Origin of the sequence: Methylomonas sp. Kb3 (genome assembly GCF_002834115.1) — a bacterium.
GTDB lineage: Bacteria > Pseudomonadota > Gammaproteobacteria > Methylococcales > Methylomonadaceae > Methylomonas > Methylomonas defluvii.
In genome coordinates, this window is sequence record NZ_PIZT01000068.1 from 95377 (window position 1) to 119677 (window position 24301).

Sequence of the window (24301 nt, forward strand, 5' to 3'; positions counted from 1 at the left end):
AGGTGTTGACAGACAACTTGAGTCATTGACTGTCAACTAGGCAATAGAGAGCTTATCGATTCTGTAAGGCGGGCGGTAGAGGTGGGTTTTTTGCCGATTGCTGGTGCCGAGGATGCAGTTGCCGGCCGCGGCGTTTTTGCAGCCAGCGTATCACGCCGGTGAGGAACAGCAGCGGGCAGAGCAAGCCGGCAACCAACACCAGCAATTGCCCGGTCAAGCCAAACGCCTCTCCGGTATGCAGCGGATGCAGCCAGTTGATGACGGTGTCCGAGCCGCCCAGTTCGTCGGGACTGCTGACCGCCAACACCTGGCCGGAATATTGATCGACCCAGACATTGGTTTTGGGAAAGCGCTGACTAGGCTCGCCAGCCTGGCGCAGATTGATGCGGTAGCTGCCATTAGCATCGTGCGGTGTCTCTATCCAACACAGGCGCGCCTGCGGAAACCGGGCTTGGCCGACCGCGACGGCTTGATCCAGGCTGATGCGCGCCGGCTTGTTTTCGGTGATGGCGGATTTTGGCGCGGGCGATGCCTGCAAGGGCGAGAAATAGCCCAGTATCGGATTGACGTATTGCGGAATCTCCAAGGCTACTCCGGTGACTGCCAATACCAGCATCACAATCAGGCTGTAGACGCCCGCCAGTTTATGTAAATCGTAATTTAGGCGTTCGCGGCTGGCATGGCGCTTTAGGCTCAAAGCGCTCTTTAATTTGTGTAGTGGAGGCCACCACAGATAGACGCCGCTGATCACGGACATCAACAACAAGCCGCCGACGATGGCCATCAAAATTTTGCCGGGATTATCCAGTAGCAGCTTGTAATGCAAATCGTAAAGCCAGGTCATCGCAAATTCGCCCCAGAAACGATTGGCGAGGACCGTGCCGGTATAAGGATCGACCGACAGCATCAGCGGGGCAAAGCCGTGATGCTCGGTTTCTTGCGGCTTATAGTAGCGGGCGGTGATGGCGCGCCGCGGATCGTCGGGAATTTCCAGCCGCCAGCCGCGTTGCCGCGTAGGCTCCGCGCGACGTAGGGCTTGAAAAATATCCTCGTAGCTTTGCCGCTGGGCGCTGGATTCGGAAATGATCAACTGTGGATTCAGCCACTCGTCCAGATCGATATAAAACACCAAAAGGCTGCCGGTCAGGCCGACCAGGGCGATGATAAAGCCCAACGACAGCCCGAGGTATAAATGTACGGCCAGCCAGAATTGGCGTCTAGCCTGCTTCTTGTTGGCCGTCGATTTCATGGTGATACGAGCTTAGTAGTCGAACTTGACGTTGACGGCGCCGTAGAAGGCAACGCCGTCGCCCGGCGAGAAGAAAGGTTGGGCGGTGGCGCCGAATGATTCGGAGTACCAAACGTATTCCCGGCGAACGTCGGTCAGGTTTTTAGCTTGAAATTGCAATTCCACTTCCTTGGTCACCTGGTAGCCTAAATCCAGGTTGAGCAGGGCGTATTCGCCGTATTGGCCGCGCTGATTGGCTTGATCGACAAAGTAGTCGCCTTGGCCGCTGGTCCACAGTGAAGAACGCAATTGCGGCAGGATTTGGTAGTCGATGCCGGCCGAGAACAAATAATTCGGGGTATTGACGACCTGATTACCCGAGACGTATTCCATAGTGCCAGCCGAAACCGCCGGCGGATTGGTGACTTTAGCTTCCTGCAACGAGTACGCCGCCCAAACCCCGACTTTATCGGTTGGATAAACTTTGACTTCAATGTCCACGCCTTGACGCAGTGTGGGGCCTATTTGGCTCGACTCCACGCTGGCCAGGTCGCGGCTAATTTCGTTGCTGGCTTTTTGCGACCAATAGGCGACCCGGCCCTCGGCCCAATTGACCGGTTTCAGCTTGACACCCACTTCCCAGCCATCGTTCAACGAGGGGCCGATATTCGCTTGGTTGCGGCCGATGAAGGTGGCTTGGCCCAGGCCGACCTGGAAGGTGCGGCCCCAGTTGCCATAAAGGCTGTAGCCTTCGATCGGCGTAATCACCGCGCCTATTTTGGGTTGCGAAATCGTGCCGTAGTCGTTAAGGGGGTAGGAGCCGAACGCTGAGCCGGGGCGATAGCTGAAGAAGCTGCCGTCGACGATGTCGGCGCGGTAACCCGGTGTCAGTTTCAACCATTTGAAAGGCTTGATGATCGCCTGGATGTAGCCGCCGTAGTTCAGGAAGTCCCACTTCTCGTCGTTACGCAAACCGCTGCTTCGGCGAACCCTGCTATCGGTTAGATAACGCAGATATTTGTTTTCCTGTTGCTGGAAGTCGAAGCCGGTTTCCAGCGAAAAGTCGTCCAGCCAACTGACCACCGGATGGTAGGTCAGCGAGGTCATCGCGCCGTACTGAATTTCGTCGCGGTCGCGTTCTTGCTGTGCTGCGCCAGGGCCATAGGTGACATAACGCTGGTCGTCGAATAAAGTGCCGTAGACCTTGGACGACCAGAATAAGGTCGGGCTGAGGTTGACGTCCAAGTGGGTGCTGACCTGACCAACCGTGCGTTTGCCGCCGTCAGTGGCATTTCGGGTGAAGGTTTGGGTTTGATTGAGTAACTGTTCCTGGTATGTCATATAGCCGGGTTCTTGGGCGCCGGCTTCGCTCCAGCGGGCGATCAAACCTATTTTGTATTTTTGGTTGTCCGGGGTGTAAAACCACTTGCCGGAAAAGCTGTTTTTGTCGGTGTCGCTATGGTCGCGGTAGCCGTCGCTGGCGCGGTAGGAAATTTGATAGTTCTGCGAGAAACCGTCTTTTTCATAGCCCAGACCGGATTGGATGTCGTGGGTATTGAAACTGCCAAAACTGGCCCGGGCCTTAGCGTAGTTGCCGCCGGTGGTGGTGTTCATGCTGATGTTGCCGGCGAAGGAGTGCAGGCCGTAGCGGGCGTCGTTGGTACCCCGCACCACTTCGATGGACTCGATGTCGAGCGGAAACAGCGAGTCGATAAAATAGGTGTCGCCGCTGTTGGTGTTGCTAGGCACGCCGTCGATCAGCAATTTCACCGCGTTGACCCGGCCTTCGCCATTGAAACCGCGAAACGACATTTTGCCGGTGGTGATGCCTTGGCCGAATTGGGTCACTTGAACGCCGGGCATGCGGTGGAACAAATCGTAGGCCGTTAATACGTTTTGGTCGGCAATTTTATCGGCGTACATGATGTCCACTGACGTGGCAATGTCCTTGCTGGTTAATTTCATGCTCTCGGTTTGATCACTCACTGTGACCGCACCCAGTTCGAAAGTCGAATCGTCCTTAACGGCTGGTGGTTTTGGCGCGGGGACTTTTTTAACCGCAATGACGCCTTCGCCTACTTGCTCGTACTGTAAGCCATTCTGACTTAACACTTTTTCTAGCGCCTGTTGTACGGTGTATTGGCCCTTCAACGGCTGGGCTTGCAAGCCTTGCACCATCGAGTCGGCATAGATCAATTTGGTATTGGTGGACTTTGCCAAGTTTTCCAGCGTCGCTGCCAGCGGTTGCGCGGGAAGGTCTATGCTTGCGCTGGTGCTGCCTGCCGCGCTTGCGTCGATTGAAGCGGCTAGGGCCAACGCCAGCAGGGGCGCCTGTCGGCGCGGTTTTTTCGCGGGTGTGGTGTTAAGTTTGCAATCCATGATCGTCTCCTGTTAGTCGTGGGTGGCAATATTTTTTGACTCGCCATACCCCATTAACGAAGCAGACTGGTCAAACTGGACAGGTTTGGGGAATATTTTTTTAACCCAAACACGAACACCTGTTTGTTAGCGGCTGTAAAGCACGACGGTTTGTTTTTGGCGCTGCACGCGGATAGGCAGGATTTTTTCCAGGGCCTGCAGAAACGGCTTGAGATCGGCGCTATTGAAACTGCCGCTCAGGGTTTGCTTGGCCAAGGCAGGATCGGCAAACGCAAAACGCACGGCGTGATAACGCTCCAATTCCGCGACGACTTCGGTCAGCGGCGTGTGGTCGAACAACAGTTGGCCGTTGAGCCATGCCGCCACTTGCTTGGTATTGGTTTTTTCGGGTTTTTGCCAGTGGCCGCCCGCATCTATTTTGCGGCTGAAGCCGGCGGGTAAATTTTCGCCAAACCAGCTGCGGCCGGCATGTAGGGCAACTTCGCCTTCCAAGACCGATACGGCGGTGCCGTGATTATCATGCCGCACGTTAAACACGGTGCCGATGTCTTTAATTTGTAGATTGCCGGTATGAACGGTAAACGGGTGCCAGGCCTGATGGGCGACGTTGAACATGGCTTCGCCTTGCTGCAACTCGATCTCGCGGCGCCACCAGGACAGACGTACGCGCAGTTGTGTATCGGTATTCAATTGCAGTTGGGAACCGTCGGCCAGTTGCACGGTTTGCCGTTCGCCTATGCCTGTTTGGTAAACTCTACTAGGCGCCTTGAAGTCCAGCCATGCGCCGGTCAACACGGTGGCAAGCAGCAGGCTAACGGTTAACATTTTGCCGTTTCGCCAGACGCGGGGCCTTGCGGAGCGCGCGGTATTCAAGCCGGCGACCTCAGCGGTTTTTAGCTCGTCCAGATTGCCCCAAAGGCTGGCGATGTCGTCGTAAGCGGTCTGATGCGCTGGATTTTGCAGAAGCCATTGCGCGAATGCTTGACGCCGCTGCTCATCACAGGATTCAGACTGTAACTCCACGAACCACGTCGCAGCTTGCTGAAGAATTTTTGGCGATTGCGAAAGCTTGGGCGCCGTCATCGATTGGCCGGTTTAGTGCTGCGTGCCGATTAGCATGTGATGGCAGTGCAACATGGCCTTGACCAACTGGCGTTGCACCGTTTTCTCGGAAATACCCAGTTTTCCGGCGATTTGGGCATAAGTGAGTTCGTCGATCTTGCGCAGCAGTAAAATATGCCGGCATTGCCGCGGCAGGCTGGCGATAGCCTGCAACAGGCGTTCGCATTGTTGGCTAAGAATGGCAAAGTCTTCCGGTTGCATCAGCGGGCAAGTCAGCTCGTCGTTCAATTCTTGGGTTTTTGCACCGCTGCGCTGATGGTGGCGAATAAAGTCTATCGACAGGCGTTCGGCGGTACGAAACAGATAACCGGGTAGATTGTCGGTGTGTGTCAGACTGTCCTTGCCCAGCAAACGCAAATAAGTTTCCTGACTCAGATCTTGTGCCGCATCGGGGCACTTTACCTTGCGCAGCAAAAAATCGACGATGGCTTCTTTATGAGTCAGAAATAATTCGGCTATCTGATCGTGCTTAATGGCGATGACGGACAAGCGACTAGCTCCGGATTTTTGTGAACGAAAGACGGAAACTGCCGCAAGCTGTGTGCCAATAAACGCATAAAGCCGTCCAATTCCAATAGTGCTCGGCTGTAAGGTTGTTGAGGGGAGGTGTAGGGGGAGACTTACGTTTAAAACTATGTCATTTAACGCAATTACCTGTGGCATATGACCTGATTTTTCTGTGCAAATCAGCTGCAATGGAAGTCATTCTTCGGTAGGAATCGAGGAAAAGTTGTCCTTTAAACACAATCCAAAAATTGACAATCAATCGATTGATTGATATTGTTTAAATCAATCGATTGATTTTTTCTAACAAGCACTTCCGCAGAGGCAGCATGGTCGCACCTGAAAACTCCGAAACCGAAACTCACGACGCACGCAGCCGGCTGGTCATGGCAGCGTTGCGGCTGTTTGCCGAAAAAGGCTACAAGGCGGCCTCCACGCGGGAAATCTGCGAGGCGGCTGGCGCCAATATTTCGGCCATTCGCTACTACTTCGGCGATAAGGCCGGTCTATATCGCGCCGCATTCTTCGAACCGATGGGCGACGCACGTTGCGGTTCCGATGTCGCGGCCTATGCCGACTTACCGTTGCCCGAAGTATTGACCCGGTTTTTCAGCGAATTCCTGGAGCCGCTGAAAGAAGGCGAGGACTTTGGGCTTGTGATGAAGCTGCACTTCCGGGAGATGATCGAGCCGACGGGCGCCTGGCAGCAGGAAATCGATGCGGAAATCAAACCGCAGCATGAATCCCTGGTGTTGCTGCTCAAGGAACATTTGGGATTGAGCGGCATCGACGACGACTTGCATCGGCTGGTTTTCGCGATGATAGGCATGGCGGTGCATTTCTATGTGGGACAAGACGTCATCTCGATGATTTCCCCGCAAATTTTAAATTCTCCACAAAACATCGACGTACTAGCGGAACGTCTGGCCGGCTACGCACTGGCCATGATCGAAGGCGAAGCCGCGCGCCGGGCTCGGGATGGCGACCATGAACAATAATATCTCGCGGCCGCTGGGTTTGAGTCTGATCCCCTTGCTGCTTTCGGCTTGCGGGTCCGGCGGTTTATTGACGACCGTCGGCCCTGATTATCAAACAGAACCATTGCCGACGCCTGCGAGCTGGCAAGCGCCGCAAGCCGATGCGGCCAAGCGCCAACAGGCGCATCAAGGCGACCCCGCCGAGCTGATGCGCTGGTGGGAGCGTTTTCAAGACCCGGCTCTGACTCGCCTGTTAAGCGCCGCCGAACAGGTGAGCGCCTCGGTCGCCGACGCCAGAGCGCGCATCGAAGAAGCTAGAGCAAATCTCGTGGGCGCCGATGCGGCCATCCTGCCGAAACTGGATTCAGAGTTCGCCTCCAAACGCTCCTCGTCTTCGTTTGGCGGCACGCCGTTCATCTGGAACCAATTCTCGGCCGGACTGCAATCCAGCTGGGAAATAGACTTGTTCGGCGGTTTGGCCCGGCAGCAGGAAGCGGCCCAAAGCCAACTGGAATCGCGCAACGCCTCCTGGCACGACGCCAGGGTCGCGGTAGCGGTGGAAGTGGCCGATGCCTACCTGTCTTACCGCTATTGCGAAGCGCAAGTGCAACTATTGCGTACCGACAGCGATTCGCGCCGCGAGTCGGCGCGGGTAGCGGCGGTTGCCGGCCAGAGCGGGTTCCGCTCACCGGGCGATGTAGCCTTGGCTACCGCCAGCGCCGCCGAAGGCAACAGAACCTTGCTGCAACAACAAGCCCAGTGCGAACGTTCCATCAAAAGCCTGGTGGCGATGACCGGCCTCGCGGAAGCCGACTTGCGGTCGTTACTGAACGGTTCGGCCGATCAGACGGCGAAACTGCCCACTCCGCCAGCGTTCGAAATCGCGTCCTTACCGGCCAAGGTGTTATTGCAACGGCCCGATGTGGCGGCCGCCGAACGCGACCTCGCCGAGGCCAGCGCCAATATCGGCGTGCAACGGGCCAAACAATTTCCGAAATTGAGCCTGTCGGGCAACATCACCCCGACCCTGCAAAACATCAACGGCGCGGCGCTGATGCTGGCGCAGACTTGGGCGATAGGGCCGACGCTGAGCTTGCCGCTGTTCGACGCCGGCAAGCGCGCAGCCGACGTGGAAGTCGCCAAGGTGCAATACCAAGCGGCGGAAAGCCGCTTCCGCGCCAAGGTGCGCACGGCGGTCAAGGAAGTCGAAGATGCCCTGGTACGTTTGGATAGCACCCGCCAACGCTTGCCGCAAGGCCGCGAGGCGGTCAGCGGTTACCGGGCAAACTTTCAGGCGCTGCAAACGCTCTACCAAAGCGGACTGGGTAATTTGCTGGATGTGGAAACTGCCCGCCGCAACGTGCTGGCCTCTGAACTGGCGCTCGAAGAGCTGGAGCAGGAACAGGTCGGGGCTTGGATCGCGCTGTATCGCGCGGCGGGCGGAGGCTGGACCGATGCTGGCGAGTCGCCGAATCCGGACACGGCGGCGGCAGGCCCAGCCAAACTCAGAGCCATCGGCAACACGCATTTATATCCGAATCAAAACGACATGCTCAACGGAGGAAACTCATGACCAAGGGAAAAATAGGCGTGCTATTCGCCGCCTTACTGTTATTAATCGGCATTGGCGTAGCGATCGGCCGCGTCAGCCAGCCCGCGCCATCTAGCGAAGCACCGGCTGCCAATCCGGCGCTCAGCGTGTCCGCGATCCGTCCGCAGACGCATGATATTCCGCTCAGTCTCACGGCTAACGGTTCGATTGCGGCTTGGCAGGAAGCCGTGATCGGCGCCGAAATCGGCGATCTGCGTCTGAGCGCGGTTAACGTGCAAATCGGCGAAGCCGTTAAAAAAGGCCAGGTGTTGGCCACCTTTTCCGACGAAAGCGTATTGGCCGATGTCGCGCAAGCCCGAGGTGTAGTGGCCGAAGCCGAAGCCAATCTGGCCGAAGCCCGGCTTAACGCCGAGCGGGCGCGCAAGGTCTCGGTATCCGGCGCATTGAGCGCGCAACAAGTGGACCAGTACCTGACCGGCGCGAAAACCGCAGAGGCCAAACTGCAATCCGCCAAAGCGCAGTTGGATGCGCAATTGTTACGCCTGAAATACACCAAAGTATTGGCCAGCGACGACGGCGTGATTTCCGCGCGTAGCGCCACTTTGGGCGCCGTCGCCACCAAAGGCCAGGAATTGTTTCGTTTGATTCGGCAAAACCGCTTGGAGTGGCGCGGCGAGCTTACCGCCGCGGAAATGACGCAACTGAAACCAGGCAATAAGGTGAGGGTAGAGGTCCCGAATGTTGGCAGTATCGACGGTGAAGTGCGTTTCCTGGCGCCTACCCTGGATGTGCAAAACCGCAATGGCCTGGTTTATGTTGACTTACCTCGTGCCGCGCAGACCGGTTTGCGTGCCGGTATGTTCGCCCGCGGCGAATTTGAATTGGGCAGTTCCACGGCGCTAACGGTGCCGCAAGAGGCGCTGTCGCTGCGGGATGGCTTTAGTTATGTATTTTTGTTGACCGAACAAACCGAAGACCGGGCCCGCGTCAAGCAGGTCAAAGTGCAGTTGGGCCGCAGAAACGGCGACCAGGTGGAAATTTTAGCCGGCGTGGCCGCCGAAGATCGGTTGGTGGCTGGCGGTGCCTCGTTTTTGGCCGACGGTGACAGCGTGCGGGTGGTGACACAATGAACGTTTCAGCCTGGTGTATCCGCAACCCCATTCCGGCCATGATGTTGTTCGTGCTGCTCAGCTTCGCCGGTTTGCTCAGCTTTAAATCGATGAAAATCCAGAACTTCCCCGATCTGGATTTGCCCACCATCACGGTCTCGACCTCGCTGCCCGGCGCTTCGCCGTCGCAACTGGAAACTGAGGTGGCACGGAAAATCGAAAACGCCATCGCCACCTTGCAGGGTTTGAAACACATCACCTCCAAGGTCCAGGACGGCAGCGCCACGATTACCGCCGAATTTCGTCTGGAAAAACCGGTGCAGGAAGCCTTGGACGATGTGCGTTCAGCGGTGTCCAAAGTCCGCGCCGATTTGCCGGGCGACCTGCGCGATCCGGTTGTCACCAAACTGGATTTGGCCGGTTCGCCGATTTTGGCCTTAACCGTCAGCTCCGCGCAGCGCGACGAAGAAGCGCTGTCCTGGTTTGTGGAAGACACGGTCGCCAAACGCCTGCTGGCGGTACGCGGCGTCGGTGCGGTCAATCGGGTGGGCGGCGTCAGCCGCGAAGTGACTATTGCGCTGGACCCGGTCAAGCTGCAAGCCTTGGGTGCCACGGCGTCGGACATTTCCCGGCAATTGCGGCAAATCCAGCGTGAGAGCGCCGGCGGCCGGATCGATTTGGGTAGCGGCGAGCAACCGGTGCGGACCTTGGCCAACGTGGCCTCGGTCGAGGAAATACGGCCCTTGCAGCTTTCACTGGCCGATGGCCGCCATATTCGGCTCGATCAAGTCGCCAAGGTGGACGACTCGGTAGCGGAACCGCGCGCGTTGGCGCTGCTGAACGGCAAACCGGTAGTGGGCTTTGAAGTGACCCGTAGCCGGGGTGCCAGTGAAGTGGAGGTCGGCGCCGGCGTACAAAAAGCCTTGGCCGAATTGCGTGTCGCCAACCCGGATATCGAATTCACCGAAGCGTTTAACTTTGTCACGCCGGTCGAGGAAGAATTTCAAGGCTCAATGACCATGCTTTACGAAGGTGCGTTGTTGGCGGTTTTGGTGGTCTGGCTGTTCTTGCGCGATTGGCGGGCCACTTTTATTTCGGCTGTCGCATTACCGCTGTCGGTGATTCCGGCCTTCCTGGGTATGGATTATTTGGGCTTTTCGCTGAATGTGATCACCTTGTTGGCCTTGTCGTTAGTGATCGGCATTCTGGTGGACGACGCCATCGTCGAAGTAGAAAACATCGTCCGCCACCTGCGGATGGGCAAAACGCCTTACCAAGCCGCGATGCAGGCCGCTGACGAAATCGGCTTGGCCGTGGTGGCGACCACGTTTGCGCTGGTCGCGGTATTTCTGCCGACTGCGTTTATGAGCGGTGTGGCTGGGCGGTTTTTCAAGCAATTCGGCTGGACGGCGGCGCTGGCGATAATGGCGTCTTTGGTGGTCGCCAGGATGCTGACGCCGATGATGGCGGCGTATATGCTGAAAAATCTCGACCATTCTGAGCCCAAGGAAGGTGCGGTGATGCGCACGTATATGAAGTTGGCGGGCTGGTGTCTGCATCATCGTCTGGCTACGATGGGCGGCGCGGCAGCGTTTTTTATCGGCTCGCTGTTTTTGATTCCGCTGTTGCCGACCGGCTTTATCCCGGCGGACGATAATCCGCAAACCCAGGTATTCGTGGAACTGCCGCCCGGTTCCAGTCTGGCACAAACCCGCGCTTCCGCCGAAGCGGCTAGACAATTGATTGCCAGGATCGACTACGTAAAAACGATTTATACCACCATCGGCAGCGGCTCGGCGGGCAGCGACCCGATGGCCGGCAACCAGGGTGCCGGCGAGGTCCGCAAGGCCACGTTGACGATTACCCTGGCTAACCGCCAGGACCGCCCGGTGCGTAAACAGGCCATTGAGCAAAATATCCGCCTGGCCCTGCAAAAACTCCCCGGCGTGCGCACCAAGGTGGGATTGGGCGCTTCCGGCGAAAAATACGTGTTGGTTTTGAGCGGCGACGACCCGCAAGCCTTGAGTGCCGCCGCCCGCAATCTGGAACGCGACCTCAGAACCATTCCCGGCCTGGGCAGCATCGCCTCCAGCGCAGCGCTGGTGCGGCCGGAAATCGCGGTAAGGCCGGACTTCGCCCGCGCCGCCGATCTGGGCGTGACCACCACGGCACTCGCGGAAACCCTGCGCATTGCCACTTTGGGCGATTACGATTGGTCTTTATCCAAGCTCAATCTGGCGCAACGCCAGGTGCCGATGGTCGTCAAACTGGCCGAGGAGGGCCGGCAAGATTTGAGCGTTTTGGAACGCTTGGCAGTGCCGTCCGCCAAGCCGGGTATCGGCGCGGTGATGGTCGGCCAGGTGGCGAAACTGGAACTGTCCAGCGGTCCAGCGGTGATTGATCGATACGACAGGTCGCGGAATATCAATTTCGAAATCGAATTGTCCGGCCAGCCGCTGGGTGACGTTGCCGCGGCGGTGGAAAATTTGGATAGCATTAAAAACCTGCCGGCCGGCGTGAAACGCATCAATATTGGCGATGCGGAAATGATGGGCGAGCTGTTCGCCAGTTTTGGTTTGGCGATGCTGACCGGCGTGTTGTGCATCTTCATCGTGCTGGTGTTGCTGTTTAAAGACTTCCTGCAACCCATCACCATTTTGGCGGCATTGCCGCTGTCGTTTGGCGGTGGTTTCGTCGCACTGCTGTTGACCGGCAAGGCGTTTTCGATGCCGTCGTTGATCGGCTTGGTGATGTTGATGGGGATAGCCACCAAAAACTCGATATTGTTGGTTGATTACGCCATCATTGCTCGCCGCGAACAGGGTCTGAGCCGGGTGGATGCGCTATTGGATGCGTGCCACAAACGGGCCCGGCCGATTGTCATGACCACGATTGCGATGGGTGCCGGTATGTTGCCGATTGCGATAGGCATGGGCAACGCCGATTCCTCCTTCCGCAGCCCGATGGCCGTCGCCGTAATCGGCGGCTTGGTGACGTCCACCTTGCTGAGTTTATTGGTGATTCCGGTGGCTTACACCTATCTGGACGATTTTAAAAATCTGGGCATGGCAGTTTGGAAACGCTTTACGGGGCCCAAAGCTGTTGCTGTCGAATCGTGATTTTCGAAACACGGCATCATCCATAGCGCATTCGGAAAGATGAAACAGAAGCGGTCGGGCTAGGGTAGGGCGTCAGGCGATGTTCGAACTATCCTGCCGGCCATCAAGCTTATACCGGCAATTGAAGGGTGTTGGCGTTCGGAGCATTGATTTCATCGAGGCTACGGTTCGCCGAAACTCTGATCGGCAACATTCTCGCCAGCCCAGTTCAGAGGGAGCCAACCGCGATGGACATAACGGTGAAACGATGAAAACGGCCAATCTTGCACGCGGTGCGCCCAACCGTGCTTCACCGGGTTGAAGTGAATGTAATCGATGTGATGCAACCCATCCTGTTCGTCGCGAATGGTGTGTTCCCAATAACGGCGTTGCCAGATGGATGCGCTGCCGTCATGCCGTTTGCCGACATCGATACCATGGCTGTTCAGCGCTTGAGTGAACAGCGACTTGATTGACTTCCAGCGTCCGGGATAATCGGTATCGTGTTCCGGCAAACGCCAGATGGCATGCAAATGATCGGGCAATACCACCATAGCCTCAATCACGAAGGGTTTTCGGGCGCGGGTTTGCGCAAATGCTCGGCGTAAATCGCCGACATGTTCGACCAGGAAACGCGCCCGACGATCACGCAACGTCACCGTAAAAAAATAAGTGCCACCCGCCACGAAATTACGCCGATACGCGACCATCGCCATTCCTTACGTCGATTGAAGTCAGGCCATTGTAGCCTCGATGCAGCGATAGCGGAATCGAGGGCGTCGGCTTACAGACCACCAAACCCACATCGGCAATTGAAGGGGGTTGGTCTTCGAAACCTCGATTACATCGAGGCTACTTGCTTGCTAATGAGAGGTGAAAGTGCCCAAAGGCAACCATTCAACGCGAGGTTTCGCGTCATTTTCGGTATGTTTGCATAATTGGTTCTCGGAGTGGCTTGGCCACAAATTTTTCAAGCATGCCTTCAGATTTCCGCCTTGCATCGCCTCCACCGCTAGGCAGCCGATTCCCATTATGGATAAGCACGAACTCCTTCTTTAGAGTATCCGTCATCCTACGAAACGTAGGTTGTGGATCCCTGTGAGTCGCTGATAATTCGTTAGCCAAGCACGAAAACTCTCTTACTTGCTCCGGAGTCGCATCCGACACAGTTACAAATTCACTTCGACGATATCCAGCAGCGTCTGTGTAGCGAAGCAATTGCGCGTCACTTAATTTTTCTTCGCTTGGCACCTTATCTAGCAACGGTCCAATATGCCCAAGGACAGCGATAAAGAGACGACGCTCTACGTCAAACCCATACCACGTTATGAGGCCATTGTTGATATAACTGCCAACAAATAGTGAGTAGCCACCCTCACGAATTTTTTCAATCTCAATTGGGATTCTAAGGTTTGCAGCCTTCCGCTCAGCAATCGTAATGTCTTGCAAGGGGGCTGCATTCTTCAGTCTTTCGATATCTGTCTCAAAGGGACCTGACACGCAGGAATCATTTTCACCTAAAGAAGGTGTGGCGATATCCGTCTTTGGGAGGGTAGGATTCTCGGAATTCGCAACTAAAGGTTTGGGCAACAATGACAGAGCCATTAGCAGCGTAATATTCATGGTGAAACCGAACATAAAAGGGCCGTTGTTGCTGAGGGGGCGCAACCAGTCGATCAACAATTCTCCATGTAGATCGACTAGTACGACATTTTAGAGATTACGAGACTTTAAGCCCCGTCAAGACCAGCGCGCTTAGCCGCGAGTTTGCAATATCGCTACCGCCGGCAATTCCTTACCTTCCAGGAACTCCAGGAACGCGCCGCCGCCAGTCGAGGTGTAAGACACTTTATCGGCGATGCCGTATTTGTCTATCGCCGCTAATGTGTCGCCGCCGCCCGCGATGGAGAAGGCAGGGCTTTCGGCAATCGCTAACGACAGAGATTTGGTGCCTTCGCCGAATTGGTCGATTTCGAATACGCCGACCGGGCCGTTCCAGACGATGGTGCCGGCGGTTTTCAGGATTTCCGCGTATTGTTTGGAGGTTTCCGGTCCAATATCCAGGATCAAGTCGTCCGCTTCCACGTCGGCGACGTTTTTCACGGTAGCTGCCGCGCTTTCCGAAAATTCTTTCGCGCAGACCACATCGACCGGTACCGGAATATCGGCGCCGCGTTCTTTTGCCGAAGCGATCAGACGTTTGGCTTCCGGAATTAAATCCGCTTCATACAAGGATTTGCCGACCGGGTAACCGGCGGCGGCGATAAAAGTGTTGGCAATGCCGCCGCCGACGATCAACTGATCGACTTTAGATGACAAGGATTCCAGCACAGTCAATTTGGTAGACACTTTGGAACCGCCGACGATGGCCACCAAGGGGCGGGCAGGGGTTTCCAGGGCTTTGCCGAGTGCGTCCAGTTCGGCAGCCAACAGTGGGCCGGCACACGCGATGGCGGCGTGTTCGGCTACGGCATGGGTCGAAGCTTCGGCGCGGTGCGCGGTACCAAAGGCGTCCATCACGAATACGTCGCACAGCGCGGCCATTTTTTGGCCCAGTTCGGCATTGTTTTTCTTTTCGCCTTTATTGAAACGCACGTTCTCGCAAAGTACCACTTCGCCGCGTTTTACTTCCACGCCGTCCAGCCAGTCTTTCACCAGGCGCACCGGTTGGCCCAGCAATTGTGAAAAGCGCTCGGCCACAGGTTGCAGGCTGGAGGCTTCATCGTATTCGCCTTCGGTAGGACGCCCCAAGTGGGACATCAAAATCACCGCGGCGCCGCCGGCTAATGCGGCTTCCACGGTTGGGACACTGGCTTGGATGCGCAAGTCGCTGGTGACTTTGCCGTCTTTTACGGGCACATTCAAATCTTGGCGGATTAATACGCGCTTGCCGGCCAAATCCAGGTCGACCATTCGTTTGATAGACATAAGTTCTCCTTTGGTTGAAATATTGAAAACATTATAAAGTGTAACGCCGGCCGCAGCCTGAATTAAAAAATAACAGAATAGTCAGGCGCTTGGACTATATTTGCTATCCGTTGCCTAAACTTTTACCGGCGGACTTATGTGCAAGTCGTTTATTTTTACGGTGTTCTGTGTGTTGGTGGTTACTGTTGATTCTGCGCGCTGCCAACCCGTGCCTGCCGCTGCCGGCGCCGACGAAATTCAAGTGTTGATAGACGTATCCGGCAGCATGAAACAGAACGATCCGGACAATCTGCGCGTCGAGGCCAGCCGTTTGTTAGTCAATTTGTTGCCGGACGGTGCCAAGGCCGCGTTTTGGTTATTCGCCGAAAAAACCGCGCCGCTGTCCGCTACCGATGCTGTCAATGCAACCTGGAAACAGCAAGCCGGCAAAACCATCGGCAATATTCATTCTCGCGGTTTGTATACCCACATCGAGGACGCGATTCAGACGGTGCTGAGCCAGGGCTTTAAGGGCGGCGGCAAGAAACATCTGATTTTATTGACCGACGGTTTTGTGGACATTTCCAAGGACATCATGCAAAGCGCGGATTCCCGCGAGCGCATCCTCAGCGAGTGGATCCCCAAACTCCAGCAGCAAAACATCAACGTACAAACCGTGGCATTGTCCGAGCAAGCCGATAAAGAATTGTTGGAAAAACTGGCTTTCGAGACCGGCGGCTGGGCGGAAACCGCGCAATCGGCGGAGCAATTGCAACGGGTGTTTTTGAAAATGGCCCAAAAAGCCGCGCCGAAAGAGACTTTGCCGCTGACCGATAATAAATTCCAGGTCGATAGCGGCATCCACGAGTTTTCGGTGTTGGTGTTCAAAAAACCGCATGCCGCGCCAACCCAATTGGTTGCGCCGGACGGCAAAAGTATCAGTAAACAAAGCATGGTCGCCAACGTGTCCTGGCTGGAAAGCCAGGCTTACGACCTGATCACCGTCAAGCAACCCTTGATCGGCGAATGGCGTTTGGTGGCGGAAGTCGATCCCGATAACCAAGTCATGATCGTCACCGACCTGAAATTGCAACTCAGTGAGATACCTAATTTTCTGGGCGAGAATGAAGCCTTGCCGATTAAGGCGCATTTCACCGACAAGGATAAGCTGATAACCCGCGCCGATTTCCTGGGCATGCTGACCCTGGAAGTGATCCAGGATCAGCAAGCACCGGCAAAAATGCTGGTCGTGGTTGCAGAACCCGGTTTTTACCAGCACAAGACTGAGCATTTAAGTTTGGGCAAGCATTTGCTGAAAATCGTTGCCGACGGCAAGACCTTCAAGCGGGAAATTATTCATGAGATCGAAGTGGTTGCCACGCCGATTACGGTCGAGAAGCACGTCGATGCAGCACAACGCCAAGTCACCCTAAAACTGTTACCGGATACCAAACTGATCGATCCCGCCGGTTTGGTGGTCAATGCAGTGATTAACCAAACCGGGCATGAGCCGGAAACCCGCGCATTGACAAATAAAGACGGGGTTTGGCTGCTGGATTTGGCCGGTTTGCCGGCGCAGACCACCACGCATGTCAATTTTAATGTGATGGCTAAAGATCATGCCGGCAAGCCGTTGGCGCCGGCGATCAAACCGCTGAGTATCGATGACAGTTGGTTCGTTCCTGCCGAGAAAGTCGAGGCTGCCGCACCGGCGGCATATACGGATGCGCATCACGAATCAGCTGATCCTGAAAAAACCGATCACGAAGCCGATGCCGGGCAGCATGAGCAGGCTGAGCATGAGCTACATCCGCCGCCGGACGCCCCGGAAACCAATTGGTTGTTGGTTGGCGGCATCATGTTGGCCATCAATCTGATATTGGGTGTGGGTGGATTTTTTACCTATCGATACCTGAAAAAAAGCCAAGCAGATAAACATCAGCAGTTACTGGAGAGATTGTCATGAATCCATTCGATTCCGTGGTAGTGATATTAGCGGCGGAGGCGTTGGGGGTTTTGACGCTGTTGGTTATCGTGCTGTTTTTTATCTCGAGAAACCGGCGAGGGAAGGAGATGGCCGAAATTGAACATTTCATTACCGAGCTTGAAGAGCAGTCCATCGTGAAGACTCGCTGGTTGGAGCAATTTCTGGAAGAAAACTGCGGGTTGGCTACAGCGGAGATTGAGCCATTGTTGCAAGAAGTCAATGCATCAGAACGCGCTGTGTTTGAAGGGGTTATTCGCTTGTTTTTAAAACGCGAATTGGTGTTGTTGAGTGAGATTGAGCAACGTATCGGTCGGCTAACCGAGCCATATCAGAATTTGCTGGCGAATCGGGGCACGCTTGCGCCGGTTGCTGCGGCGCAGGATTCGCCCCAAGCGAACCAATTGGCCGGCTTGGAGCGGATTAACCAACAACTGGTGCGGCAACTGGATAACGCGATGAAAACCATAGACGAAATGTCCGCCGAATATACCCGAGTGTTTAGCGGCAATCAGACCGCCTTAGAGTTGGAAAACAGCAGTAAAAAGATGCTGCAAATTTTTCATGATGCCGAACGCGGTGTGCGTGAAAGCATTACGGAGCTGGGGAAATGATGCAATCTCTGCTGCTTATCGGCTTAGGAGAGCTATCGCTGGTGTTGTTGACCGGCTTGATCGCGGTGTTAGTCGTTAATCGGCGGCATAAACGTCGGCGGCTGGCCGGCATCGAAGAGTTGCTGGAAGACATTAAGGACCGGCAGGAGCGGCGCGGCGACAGGTTGGCCTTGGCCTTGGCCGGTAAGCATCACTTAGACGAACAAGCCGCGCAAGCAGTCAGCGACACCCTGATTGCGGCGGAAAAGCAGTTTTTGTATGGGTTTGTTGAGCAGCAAATGCAGCAGCAGACCGTGGCCGGTTTTTACGAAAACCTGTGCCTTTTGCTGGATAGTTATCTGGACGGCTTACCCAAAGTGGCTGAAAAACCGGTTGCCGACGAGCCGCCTGCGGAGACCGAAGAACAATTTGCCGACACCGATTCCGAGCAGCCAAAGTCGCAGAGCTCTGATGAACCCCCTCCCGAAGAGGCTCCACCACCACCGGATTGGGGGGATGTGTTTGATTGATGATTTTGGCAGCTTGTTGTCAGGGCGCACCATAGCGTACCCTGACAACAGGCTGTTTCATTAACTTGTCGGTATTTCCGTCGCCGGCTGGTCGAGCAACTTGATGCCGGTCAATTTGCTGAAAAAACTGGCGGACCGTTTGGCCACGCTATCGCCTCCATCGATACCGGTTTGATGGGTGTTTTCAAACACCACAATGGAGTGCGGCTCCACGGTATACCAGGGTCTGCTCAGTGCTTTTTGCTCGGCCGGCTCGATAATGTCTTTGGGCGATGTTTGCGCGGTATCCACGGCCAGACACCAGCTCTTGCCCTCAACCTCCGGTAGCTGCAGGTTGTGTTTGCTGTCGGACATGTTCATTATTGCGTGCAGGTCGGGTTCATCTTTGCCTAATGCCGCCAGCGTAAAGGCCAGAATCCGCGTGTTCGGGTCGTCCCAACGCGGCGGTTGATCTACTTCCAGGCCATGCCAGCTGATGTCGGCCATATCCTTATCTTCCATTTTTCGGCCGGTGAGGAAGTTTCGGCGCATCAAGGCCGGATGGCGTTTGCGCAAACGGATCATCTGCTGCACAAAGTGCAGCACGTCGGCATTGTCCTTGGCTTTATCCCAATTCAGCCAGCTCAATTCGTTATCCTGACAATAACAGTTGTTATTGCCTTGCTGGGTGTGCAGAAATTCGTCGCCAGCCAGCAACATCGGTACGCCATGGCTAAGCAGCAAAACCGTAAAGGCGTTTTTCACCTGTTGCCGCCGCAGTTTGACTATGGCCGGGTCGGGGGTTGGGCCTTCCACGCCGCAGTTGCTGCTGAGATTATTACTGCAACCGTCTCGATTGTTTTCGCCGTTGGCGGTATTGTGTTTTTCGTTGTAGCTGAACAAGTCTTTTAACGTAAAACCGTCGTGGCAGGTGACAAAGTTAATGCCGCTGATCGGCAAGCGGTGCTGATGTTGATAGAGATCGCTACTGCCGCAAATTCGGGTGGCCACTTCGGCGATGATGCCGGTGTCGCCGCGCAGGAAGCGGCGAATTACGTCGCGGTAGCGGCCGTTCCATTCGCCCCAGCGGTAGCCGGGAAAGTTGCCGACTTGGTATAGTCCCGAGGCATCCCAGGCCTCCGCAATTAGCTTGGTTTTGGCCAGTTGTTCGGATAGTTCTATGCCCCAGACCAGCGGCGGATCCTGCAGTACGCTGCCGTCTTCGCCGCGCGCCAACGCGCTGGCCAGGTCGAATCTAAAGCCGTCCACATGCATTTCCCGCACCCAGTATTCCAGGCAGCTGATGATGAAGTTGGTGACCAGCGGGTGGTTGGCGTTCACGGTGTTGCCGCAGCCGGTATAGTCGTGAAAGATGCGTTTGTCGTGCTTGTCGGTCAAATAAAAGCTGTTGCCGGTAATGCCTTTGAAATTGATCACCGGACCGTCGGCGCCGGCTTCGGAGGTGTGATTGAACACCACGTCCATGATCACGCCGATGCCGGCCTTGTGCAAGGCTTTCACCAGATCGCGGAATTCGCGGATATGCGTGCCTTGTTCCGGCGTGACGCAGTATCCGGGATGCGGGCTAAAGAAGCTGTGCGTGCTGTAGCCCCAATAGTTTTTCAAGCCCAGATCGGCGGTATGCGGCGGCACGTCTTGCTCGTCGAAGGCCATGATAGGCAGCAGTTCGACATGGGTAATGCCCAGCTTTTTCAGGTAAGGGATTTTTTCGATCAGGCCGATAAAGGTGCCGGGGTGTTTAACCTTGGCGGAGGTGTGACGGGTAAAGCCGCCGACATGCAATTCGTAAATAATGGCTTTTTCGCTGCGAATAGCCAGCGGTGTGTCGCCTTCCCAGTCGTAACGGTCATCTACCACCACCGCGCGCATGGCATGTTGGCTATTATCACCGGGCTTGCAGGCGGCGGCGCGGTTCCATAATTTGTCGCTGATTGCGCGCGCCCAAGGGTCCAGCAATAATTTTTCGCGATCAAACCGCAAGCCCGATTCGCGCGTGTTGGCGGGGCCGTCGATGCGCCACGCATACCAGGTGCCGACCGGCAGTTCTTCGACAAACACGTGCCAGGAGAAAAACGTATGGTTTTTCTCTTTTTGTAAGGGTATGACTTGTAAAGGTTTTATGCTGTCGGATTCGGCAAATAACAGCAGTTCCACGTCCGTCGCGTGGCGGCTGGAGATGGAGAAGTTGACGCCGCCCTCGCTGACCCGGGCGCCGTGAGGATAGGGACTCCCTGACTTTAAACTGTATGGTTTGTGCATGCCCTTTACCGAGAAACTGTGAATTAGTCCTGATTTTACTGCATATAAGGGCTGCGGGCCTACGCCTTGCGTAAATAATCGACAACGGTTAGAGTCTATAAAGCCTGGTCGCTGCGGCGATACGTCGCGGAGTGTCCGCTACCCACAGGATAAAACCTAGTCACCCGACCCGTTAACATTGCCGATGGCCTTTTCCTCCTCACCGTCTCAAGTCCGCATGCCGCTTTCTGCGGAGGAAATGCGGGCTATCAGTCTGGAGATTAGCCGGGGTTTTGCCCCGCGCCGGTTTAGAGCCGGCGCGGCGCGGTTAACGAGTACTGGCTTCTCGCCGCAAGAGTTGTTAAGCATTAGTCAGCAGATTAATCGCGAATTTGCCCCACCCCAGCAACGCGCTGCCGCCCAAGCTGAAAGCGCCAAGCTGGTGGCGTTGCCGGTCGATCCGGAACATATTCATGTCTATTGGCAGCTGGATGAAGCCGCTCAGGCGTCTGTGCCGCTTACCGAGCCACCGGCAGATGTCCAGCCTTTGACCTTGCGCGTATACAGTCATCCTGCGCCGCCCGAAGCGGTCCCGTTGCCGGCTGAATCGGCCAAAACCTGGTTCGATGTGCCGGTTGCCGCCGAACGCAGCCAACAGCAGATTACGCTGCCCAGCGGCGACACCTGCATCGCCGGGATTTACCAGGTGGCGATTGGTCGGCTCAATGCTCAGCAGGAATTCAATCCCTTGGCGTATTCGCAGGCTGCCGCAGTCGCGCCGCAAGTGTCGCCGATGACGGAAAGGCTGTCGCCGGCGATGGCGCAGTTTATAATGCTGCCTTCCCAGGCGTCTTCGGCGCTTGCCGTAACCGCGTCCGGCCAACAAAACTAATTCCGCGATGAACAAAGGCTATCTCAGCATCGTTTTGCATGCCCATTTGCCCTATGTGCATCATCCCGAACACGACAGTTTTTTTGAAGAAAACTGGTTGTTCGAAGCCATTACCGAATGCTATTTGCCCTTGTTGGCGATGCTGGAACGTTTGCATGTCGATCAAGTGCCGTACCGGCTGACCTTGTCCTTGTCGCCGACGTTGATGACGATGTTGCGCGATCCCTTGCTGCAAAACCGTTATCTGCATTATCTGCAAGGCCGGCTGGAACTGGCGGAGCGGGAGTTGGAGCGCACGCGCAGGCTACCGCAGTTCGAGCCGCTGGCGCAGATGTATATGCAGTGGTTTCAGGACGCCTTGCATCGCTACCAGCACCGCTATGAATGCGATTTGCTGACGGAGTTTCAACGGCATCACAGCGCGGGCTGCCTGGAGTTGATTACCACCGCAGCCACCCATGGCTTTTTACCCTTGTTAAATGTCAGTCCGGTGTCGGTGCGTAATCAAATCGGCGTGGGTATCGCCAGTTTTAAGAGCCAATTCGGCTTTGCACCCAGCGGATTTTGGTTGCCGGAATGCGGTTACTATCCGGGCCTGGAACAGGCGCTAAAAGCCGAAGGCATCACTTATTTTTTCGTCGATAGCCATGCAGTCATGGATGCCGACCAACCGCCGCGCCATGGTGTGTATGCGCCGTTGGATTGCGGCAATGGCGTGGCGGCGTTCGGCCGCGATCCGGCTTCGTCGCGGCAGGTGTGGAGCGCCGAGGAAGGCTATCCGGGGGATGGGGATTATCGCGAGTATTATCGCGACATCGGCTTTGACTTGCCCTTGGAATATATCGCGCCTTATATTCTGGACGGCGAAACCCGGATCAACACCGGCATCAAGTACTACCGGATTACCGGCGCCAAGCAAACCAAGCAGGTGTACCAACCGGAGCGGGCCAAGCAGAAGGCGCGCCAACATGCCGAGGATTTTATCGTGCGCCGTCAGCAGCAAATTGACGCGCTGACTGCGGAAATGCCGCAAGCGCCGCTTATCGTCGCGCCTTACGATGCTGAACTATTCGGACATTGGTGGTTCGAAGGGCCTTTATGGCTTGAACAAGTGTTACGCTTGGCGGCGAGCAGCGAAAACGGTATCCAGACCGTCAGTTGCGGCGATTATTTGCAATTGCCGTTGCAGCATGTGCAGGCTACGCCGGCCGCTTCCAGTTGGGGCGAACACGGTTATTCCAGTTATTGGCTGAACGAAAGCAATGACTGGATTTATCCCCTGTTACACAAGGCCGCCGCCGAAATGGAAAAGCTGGCCAACGATTTACGCGGTTTTACTGTGAGTGATTTACAACAACGGGCGTTAAATCAGGCTGCCCGGTCATTGTTGCTGGCGCAGTCTTCGGATTGGCCGTTTATCATGAAGGCCGGTACCACTATCGATTATGCGCGCAAACGCATCACCGACCATTTGGCTCGTTTTAATTATCTGCACGATGCGATTCGCAAAAACCGTATCGATGAACGCTACCTGACCGCGCTGGAAATCATGGACGATATTTTTCCTGACATCGATTTTCGCCATTATGCCGCCTAGACAAAGGCCCGTTTTGGGCACTGCTTAACCCAACCTCCAGGGGGAGCTATGGATAACATCCAATTGTTGTATGTAGCCAATAACGTCACCGGCAAAGCCGCCGCCTGTCAGCAATCCTTGCAGTTTTTGATGCGGGTGGCCGACCTGGATTATCACAAGCAAGTTGACGTGCTCTGGGCCGGCGAAGATGGCGTCTGGCATGTTTTGCCGGCCTTATTCAACCGTAAGGCGGAAGACAGGCAGGAGTATTGGCAGGCCGACATCCTATTTCCGCCGCAGCCGCATGCCGACATACCCGGCGATATTCGTTTTGCTTTGCGTCTGCAAGCAGCCGGCAGCGAATATTGGGACAACAACGAAGGTGGCGACTATTTTAGCGGCGCGGGTAGTGGGGCTAGATTGACCAGTGCCGCGGCCATGCTGCAATTGAGCCACGCCGAACAACTTCAGGACGGGCAACATTCCGTGCCGGTCAAACTGGCGGTGGACGCTGCGCTGGAAATAGACCATGTCACGATCCATTGGACTATCGACGATTGGCAACACAGTCACACCACCAGCTGCCGCCGCCAGGCGCAAAGGAAGTCTGCCCATAAAGCCCTCTATGCCGGCTTGCATCTTGCGCAAGTGTGGAACGGGCGGATCAGGGTAGGGGACGCTTTTCGTTTGCAATACAGCATCTGCTGTGAAAACAAGCAGCAACGGCTGTGGGATAACAATGCCGGGCAAAATTACGCGCTAAGCCGCACGCCGCTACGGCTGTTGATTTTGAATCTGCACTGTTACCAAGAGGAAGACCAAGACCGGAAATTTTGGCAAATTGCTAACGCTATCGACGAGTTGGGCGCGGATGTGGTTTGCCTGCAGGAAGTGGCCGAGTATTGGAATGACGGGCGCGGCGATTGGCCGTCCAATTCTGCTAATATCATCAACCAGCGCTTGCCGCAACCGTTTCATCTGTACACGGATTGGTCGCACCTGGGGTTCGACAAATTCCGCGAGGGCGTGGCCATTCTTAGCCGCTATCCCTTTATAGAGCAAGAAGCCCGCTACGTATCCGATAGCCACGATGCCTATAGCATTCATTCCCGCAAAGTGGTATCGGCGCGGATCAAGGTGCCGTATGTCGGTACCGTCGATGTGTTTTCCGCGCATTTAAGTTGGTGGGAAGACGGTTTCCAGCAACAATTTCAACGACTATCCGCGTGGGCGAACGATAAACGCAGCGCCGAGGTGGATGCCACCTTGCTATGCGGTGATTTCAATATCGCCGCCGGTTCGACGGGCTATCAACTGGTGGTCGACGGCCATCAATACGAAGATCAATATCTCGCCGCCAACGCCCCGGCGTTGTTCGAACAAATTTTTCGGGTTAACGATGCGCATTGGCGGGATTATCTGGCCGACGATTATCGAATCGATTACATTTTCATGGACAGGAATAGCGGCTTGCGGGCCAGCTCGGCGCGAACCGTGTTCACCGAGCAGGATTACGGGCCGGTATCGGATCATTGCGGCTATCTGTTAACCTTTGAGCCGCTATAAACTGAATTGCAAAGGGGCAACCTCTAAAAATCCCCTTCCCTCAGGG

The 24301-nt window shown here is 55.7% G+C and carries 18 protein-coding genes; 10 read left to right on the forward strand and 8 right to left on the reverse strand.

Annotated features, from left to right (window positions below; genetic code table 11):
• Nucleotides 1–52 precede the first annotated feature (52 nt).
• From CWO84_RS19325 to CWO84_RS19340, 4 genes are all read right to left on the reverse strand, one after another.
• Nucleotides 53–1249, reverse strand: coding sequence for a PepSY-associated TM helix domain-containing protein (locus CWO84_RS19325; protein ID WP_101054660.1), 1197 nt, complete (start codon nucleotides 1247–1249; stop codon nucleotides 53–55).
• A 12-nt stretch (nucleotides 1250–1261) separates the two neighbouring features.
• On the reverse strand, nucleotides 1262–3607 hold the full coding sequence (locus CWO84_RS19330) for a TonB-dependent receptor (protein ID WP_033158401.1): 2346 nt from the start codon (nucleotides 3605–3607) through the stop codon (nucleotides 1262–1264).
• Nucleotides 3608–3733: 126 nt separating this feature from the next.
• Nucleotides 3734–4690: a FecR family protein gene (locus CWO84_RS19335; RefSeq protein ID WP_033158402.1), complete on the reverse strand. Its 957-nt coding sequence runs from the start codon at nucleotides 4688–4690 to the stop codon at nucleotides 3734–3736.
• A 12-nt stretch (nucleotides 4691–4702) separates the two neighbouring features.
• A complete protein-coding gene (locus CWO84_RS19340) occupies nucleotides 4703–5218 on the reverse strand; it encodes a sigma-70 family RNA polymerase sigma factor (RefSeq protein WP_033158403.1) in 516 nt (171 codons plus the stop codon).
• A gap of 344 nt (nucleotides 5219–5562) precedes the next feature.
• Between CWO84_RS19340 and CWO84_RS19345 the strand changes: the two genes are divergently transcribed.
• Genes CWO84_RS19345 through CWO84_RS19360 form a run of 4 tightly spaced genes read left to right on the forward strand, consistent with a single transcriptional unit; the run spans nucleotide 5563 to nucleotide 11990 of the window.
• The gene (locus CWO84_RS19345; RefSeq protein ID WP_033158404.1) at nucleotides 5563–6231 is read left to right on the forward strand and encodes a CerR family C-terminal domain-containing protein; all 669 of its coding nucleotides are present in this window, start codon (nucleotides 5563–5565) and stop codon (nucleotides 6229–6231) included.
• A complete protein-coding gene (locus tag CWO84_RS19350) occupies nucleotides 6221–7783 on the forward strand; it encodes an efflux transporter outer membrane subunit (RefSeq protein ID WP_101054663.1) in 1563 nt (520 codons plus the stop codon). Before CWO84_RS19345 ends, CWO84_RS19350 begins: the two co-directional genes overlap by 11 nt.
• Nucleotides 7780–8892, forward strand: a complete 1113-nt coding sequence (locus CWO84_RS19355; protein WP_101054665.1) for an efflux RND transporter periplasmic adaptor subunit — start codon at nucleotides 7780–7782, stop codon at nucleotides 8890–8892. The genes CWO84_RS19350 and CWO84_RS19355 overlap by 4 nt, the downstream gene beginning before the upstream one ends.
• On the forward strand, nucleotides 8889–11990 hold the full coding sequence (locus CWO84_RS19360; protein ID WP_101054668.1) for an efflux RND transporter permease subunit: 3102 nt from the start codon (nucleotides 8889–8891) through the stop codon (nucleotides 11988–11990). Before CWO84_RS19355 ends, CWO84_RS19360 begins: the two co-directional genes overlap by 4 nt.
• A gap of 161 nt (nucleotides 11991–12151) precedes the next feature.
• On the opposite strand, the gene CWO84_RS19365 is transcribed toward CWO84_RS19360, so the two are convergent.
• From CWO84_RS19365 to CWO84_RS19375, 3 genes are all read right to left on the reverse strand, one after another.
• Complete coding sequence (locus CWO84_RS19365; protein ID WP_308441611.1) at nucleotides 12152–12685, reverse strand: transposase; 534 nt, start codon at nucleotides 12683–12685, stop codon at nucleotides 12152–12154.
• Between the two features lie 199 nt (nucleotides 12686–12884).
• Nucleotides 12885–13649: a hypothetical protein gene (locus CWO84_RS19370; RefSeq protein WP_033158408.1), complete on the reverse strand. Its 765-nt coding sequence runs from the start codon at nucleotides 13647–13649 to the stop codon at nucleotides 12885–12887.
• Nucleotides 13650–13724: 75 nt separating this feature from the next.
• Nucleotides 13725–14897, reverse strand: coding sequence for a phosphoglycerate kinase (locus CWO84_RS19375; protein WP_101054670.1), 1173 nt, complete (start codon nucleotides 14895–14897; stop codon nucleotides 13725–13727).
• A gap of 136 nt (nucleotides 14898–15033) precedes the next feature.
• Here CWO84_RS19375 and CWO84_RS19380 point away from each other — a divergent pair, with 136 nt between their 5' ends.
• From CWO84_RS19380 to CWO84_RS19390, 3 genes are read left to right on the forward strand one after another with little or no spacing between them, the layout of a single operon-like run.
• Complete coding sequence (locus tag CWO84_RS19380; RefSeq protein WP_101054673.1) at nucleotides 15034–16842, forward strand: vWA domain-containing protein; 1809 nt, start codon at nucleotides 15034–15036, stop codon at nucleotides 16840–16842.
• Complete coding sequence (locus tag CWO84_RS19385; RefSeq protein WP_033158411.1) at nucleotides 16839–17474, forward strand: hypothetical protein; 636 nt, start codon at nucleotides 16839–16841, stop codon at nucleotides 17472–17474. Before CWO84_RS19380 ends, CWO84_RS19385 begins: the two co-directional genes overlap by 4 nt.
• Complete coding sequence (locus CWO84_RS19390; protein ID WP_033158412.1) at nucleotides 17471–17983, forward strand: hypothetical protein; 513 nt, start codon at nucleotides 17471–17473, stop codon at nucleotides 17981–17983. Before CWO84_RS19385 ends, CWO84_RS19390 begins: the two co-directional genes overlap by 4 nt.
• A gap of 60 nt (nucleotides 17984–18043) precedes the next feature.
• On the opposite strand, the gene glgX is transcribed toward CWO84_RS19390, so the two are convergent.
• Nucleotides 18044–20242 carry a glycogen debranching protein GlgX gene (gene glgX / locus CWO84_RS19395; RefSeq protein ID WP_033158413.1) on the reverse strand — a complete coding sequence of 733 codons (2199 nt, stop codon included), beginning with the start codon at nucleotides 20240–20242 and terminating at the stop codon, nucleotides 18044–18046.
• Between the two features lie 217 nt (nucleotides 20243–20459).
• On the opposite strand from glgX, the gene CWO84_RS19400 reads away from it, so the two are divergent.
• Genes CWO84_RS19400 through CWO84_RS19410 form a run of 3 tightly spaced genes read left to right on the forward strand, consistent with a single transcriptional unit; the run spans nucleotide 20460 to nucleotide 24255 of the window.
• Nucleotides 20460–21113, forward strand: coding sequence for a DUF4912 domain-containing protein (locus CWO84_RS19400; protein WP_033158414.1), 654 nt, complete (start codon nucleotides 20460–20462; stop codon nucleotides 21111–21113).
• 7 nt (nucleotides 21114–21120) lie between these two features.
• Nucleotides 21121–22710 carry a 1,4-alpha-glucan branching protein domain-containing protein gene (locus CWO84_RS19405; RefSeq protein ID WP_101054676.1) on the forward strand — a complete coding sequence of 530 codons (1590 nt, stop codon included), beginning with the start codon at nucleotides 21121–21123 and terminating at the stop codon, nucleotides 22708–22710.
• A 48-nt stretch (nucleotides 22711–22758) separates the two neighbouring features.
• Nucleotides 22759–24255 carry an endonuclease/exonuclease/phosphatase family protein gene (locus CWO84_RS19410; RefSeq protein ID WP_033158416.1) on the forward strand — a complete coding sequence of 499 codons (1497 nt, stop codon included), beginning with the start codon at nucleotides 22759–22761 and terminating at the stop codon, nucleotides 24253–24255.
• Nucleotides 24256–24301 lie beyond the last annotated feature (46 nt).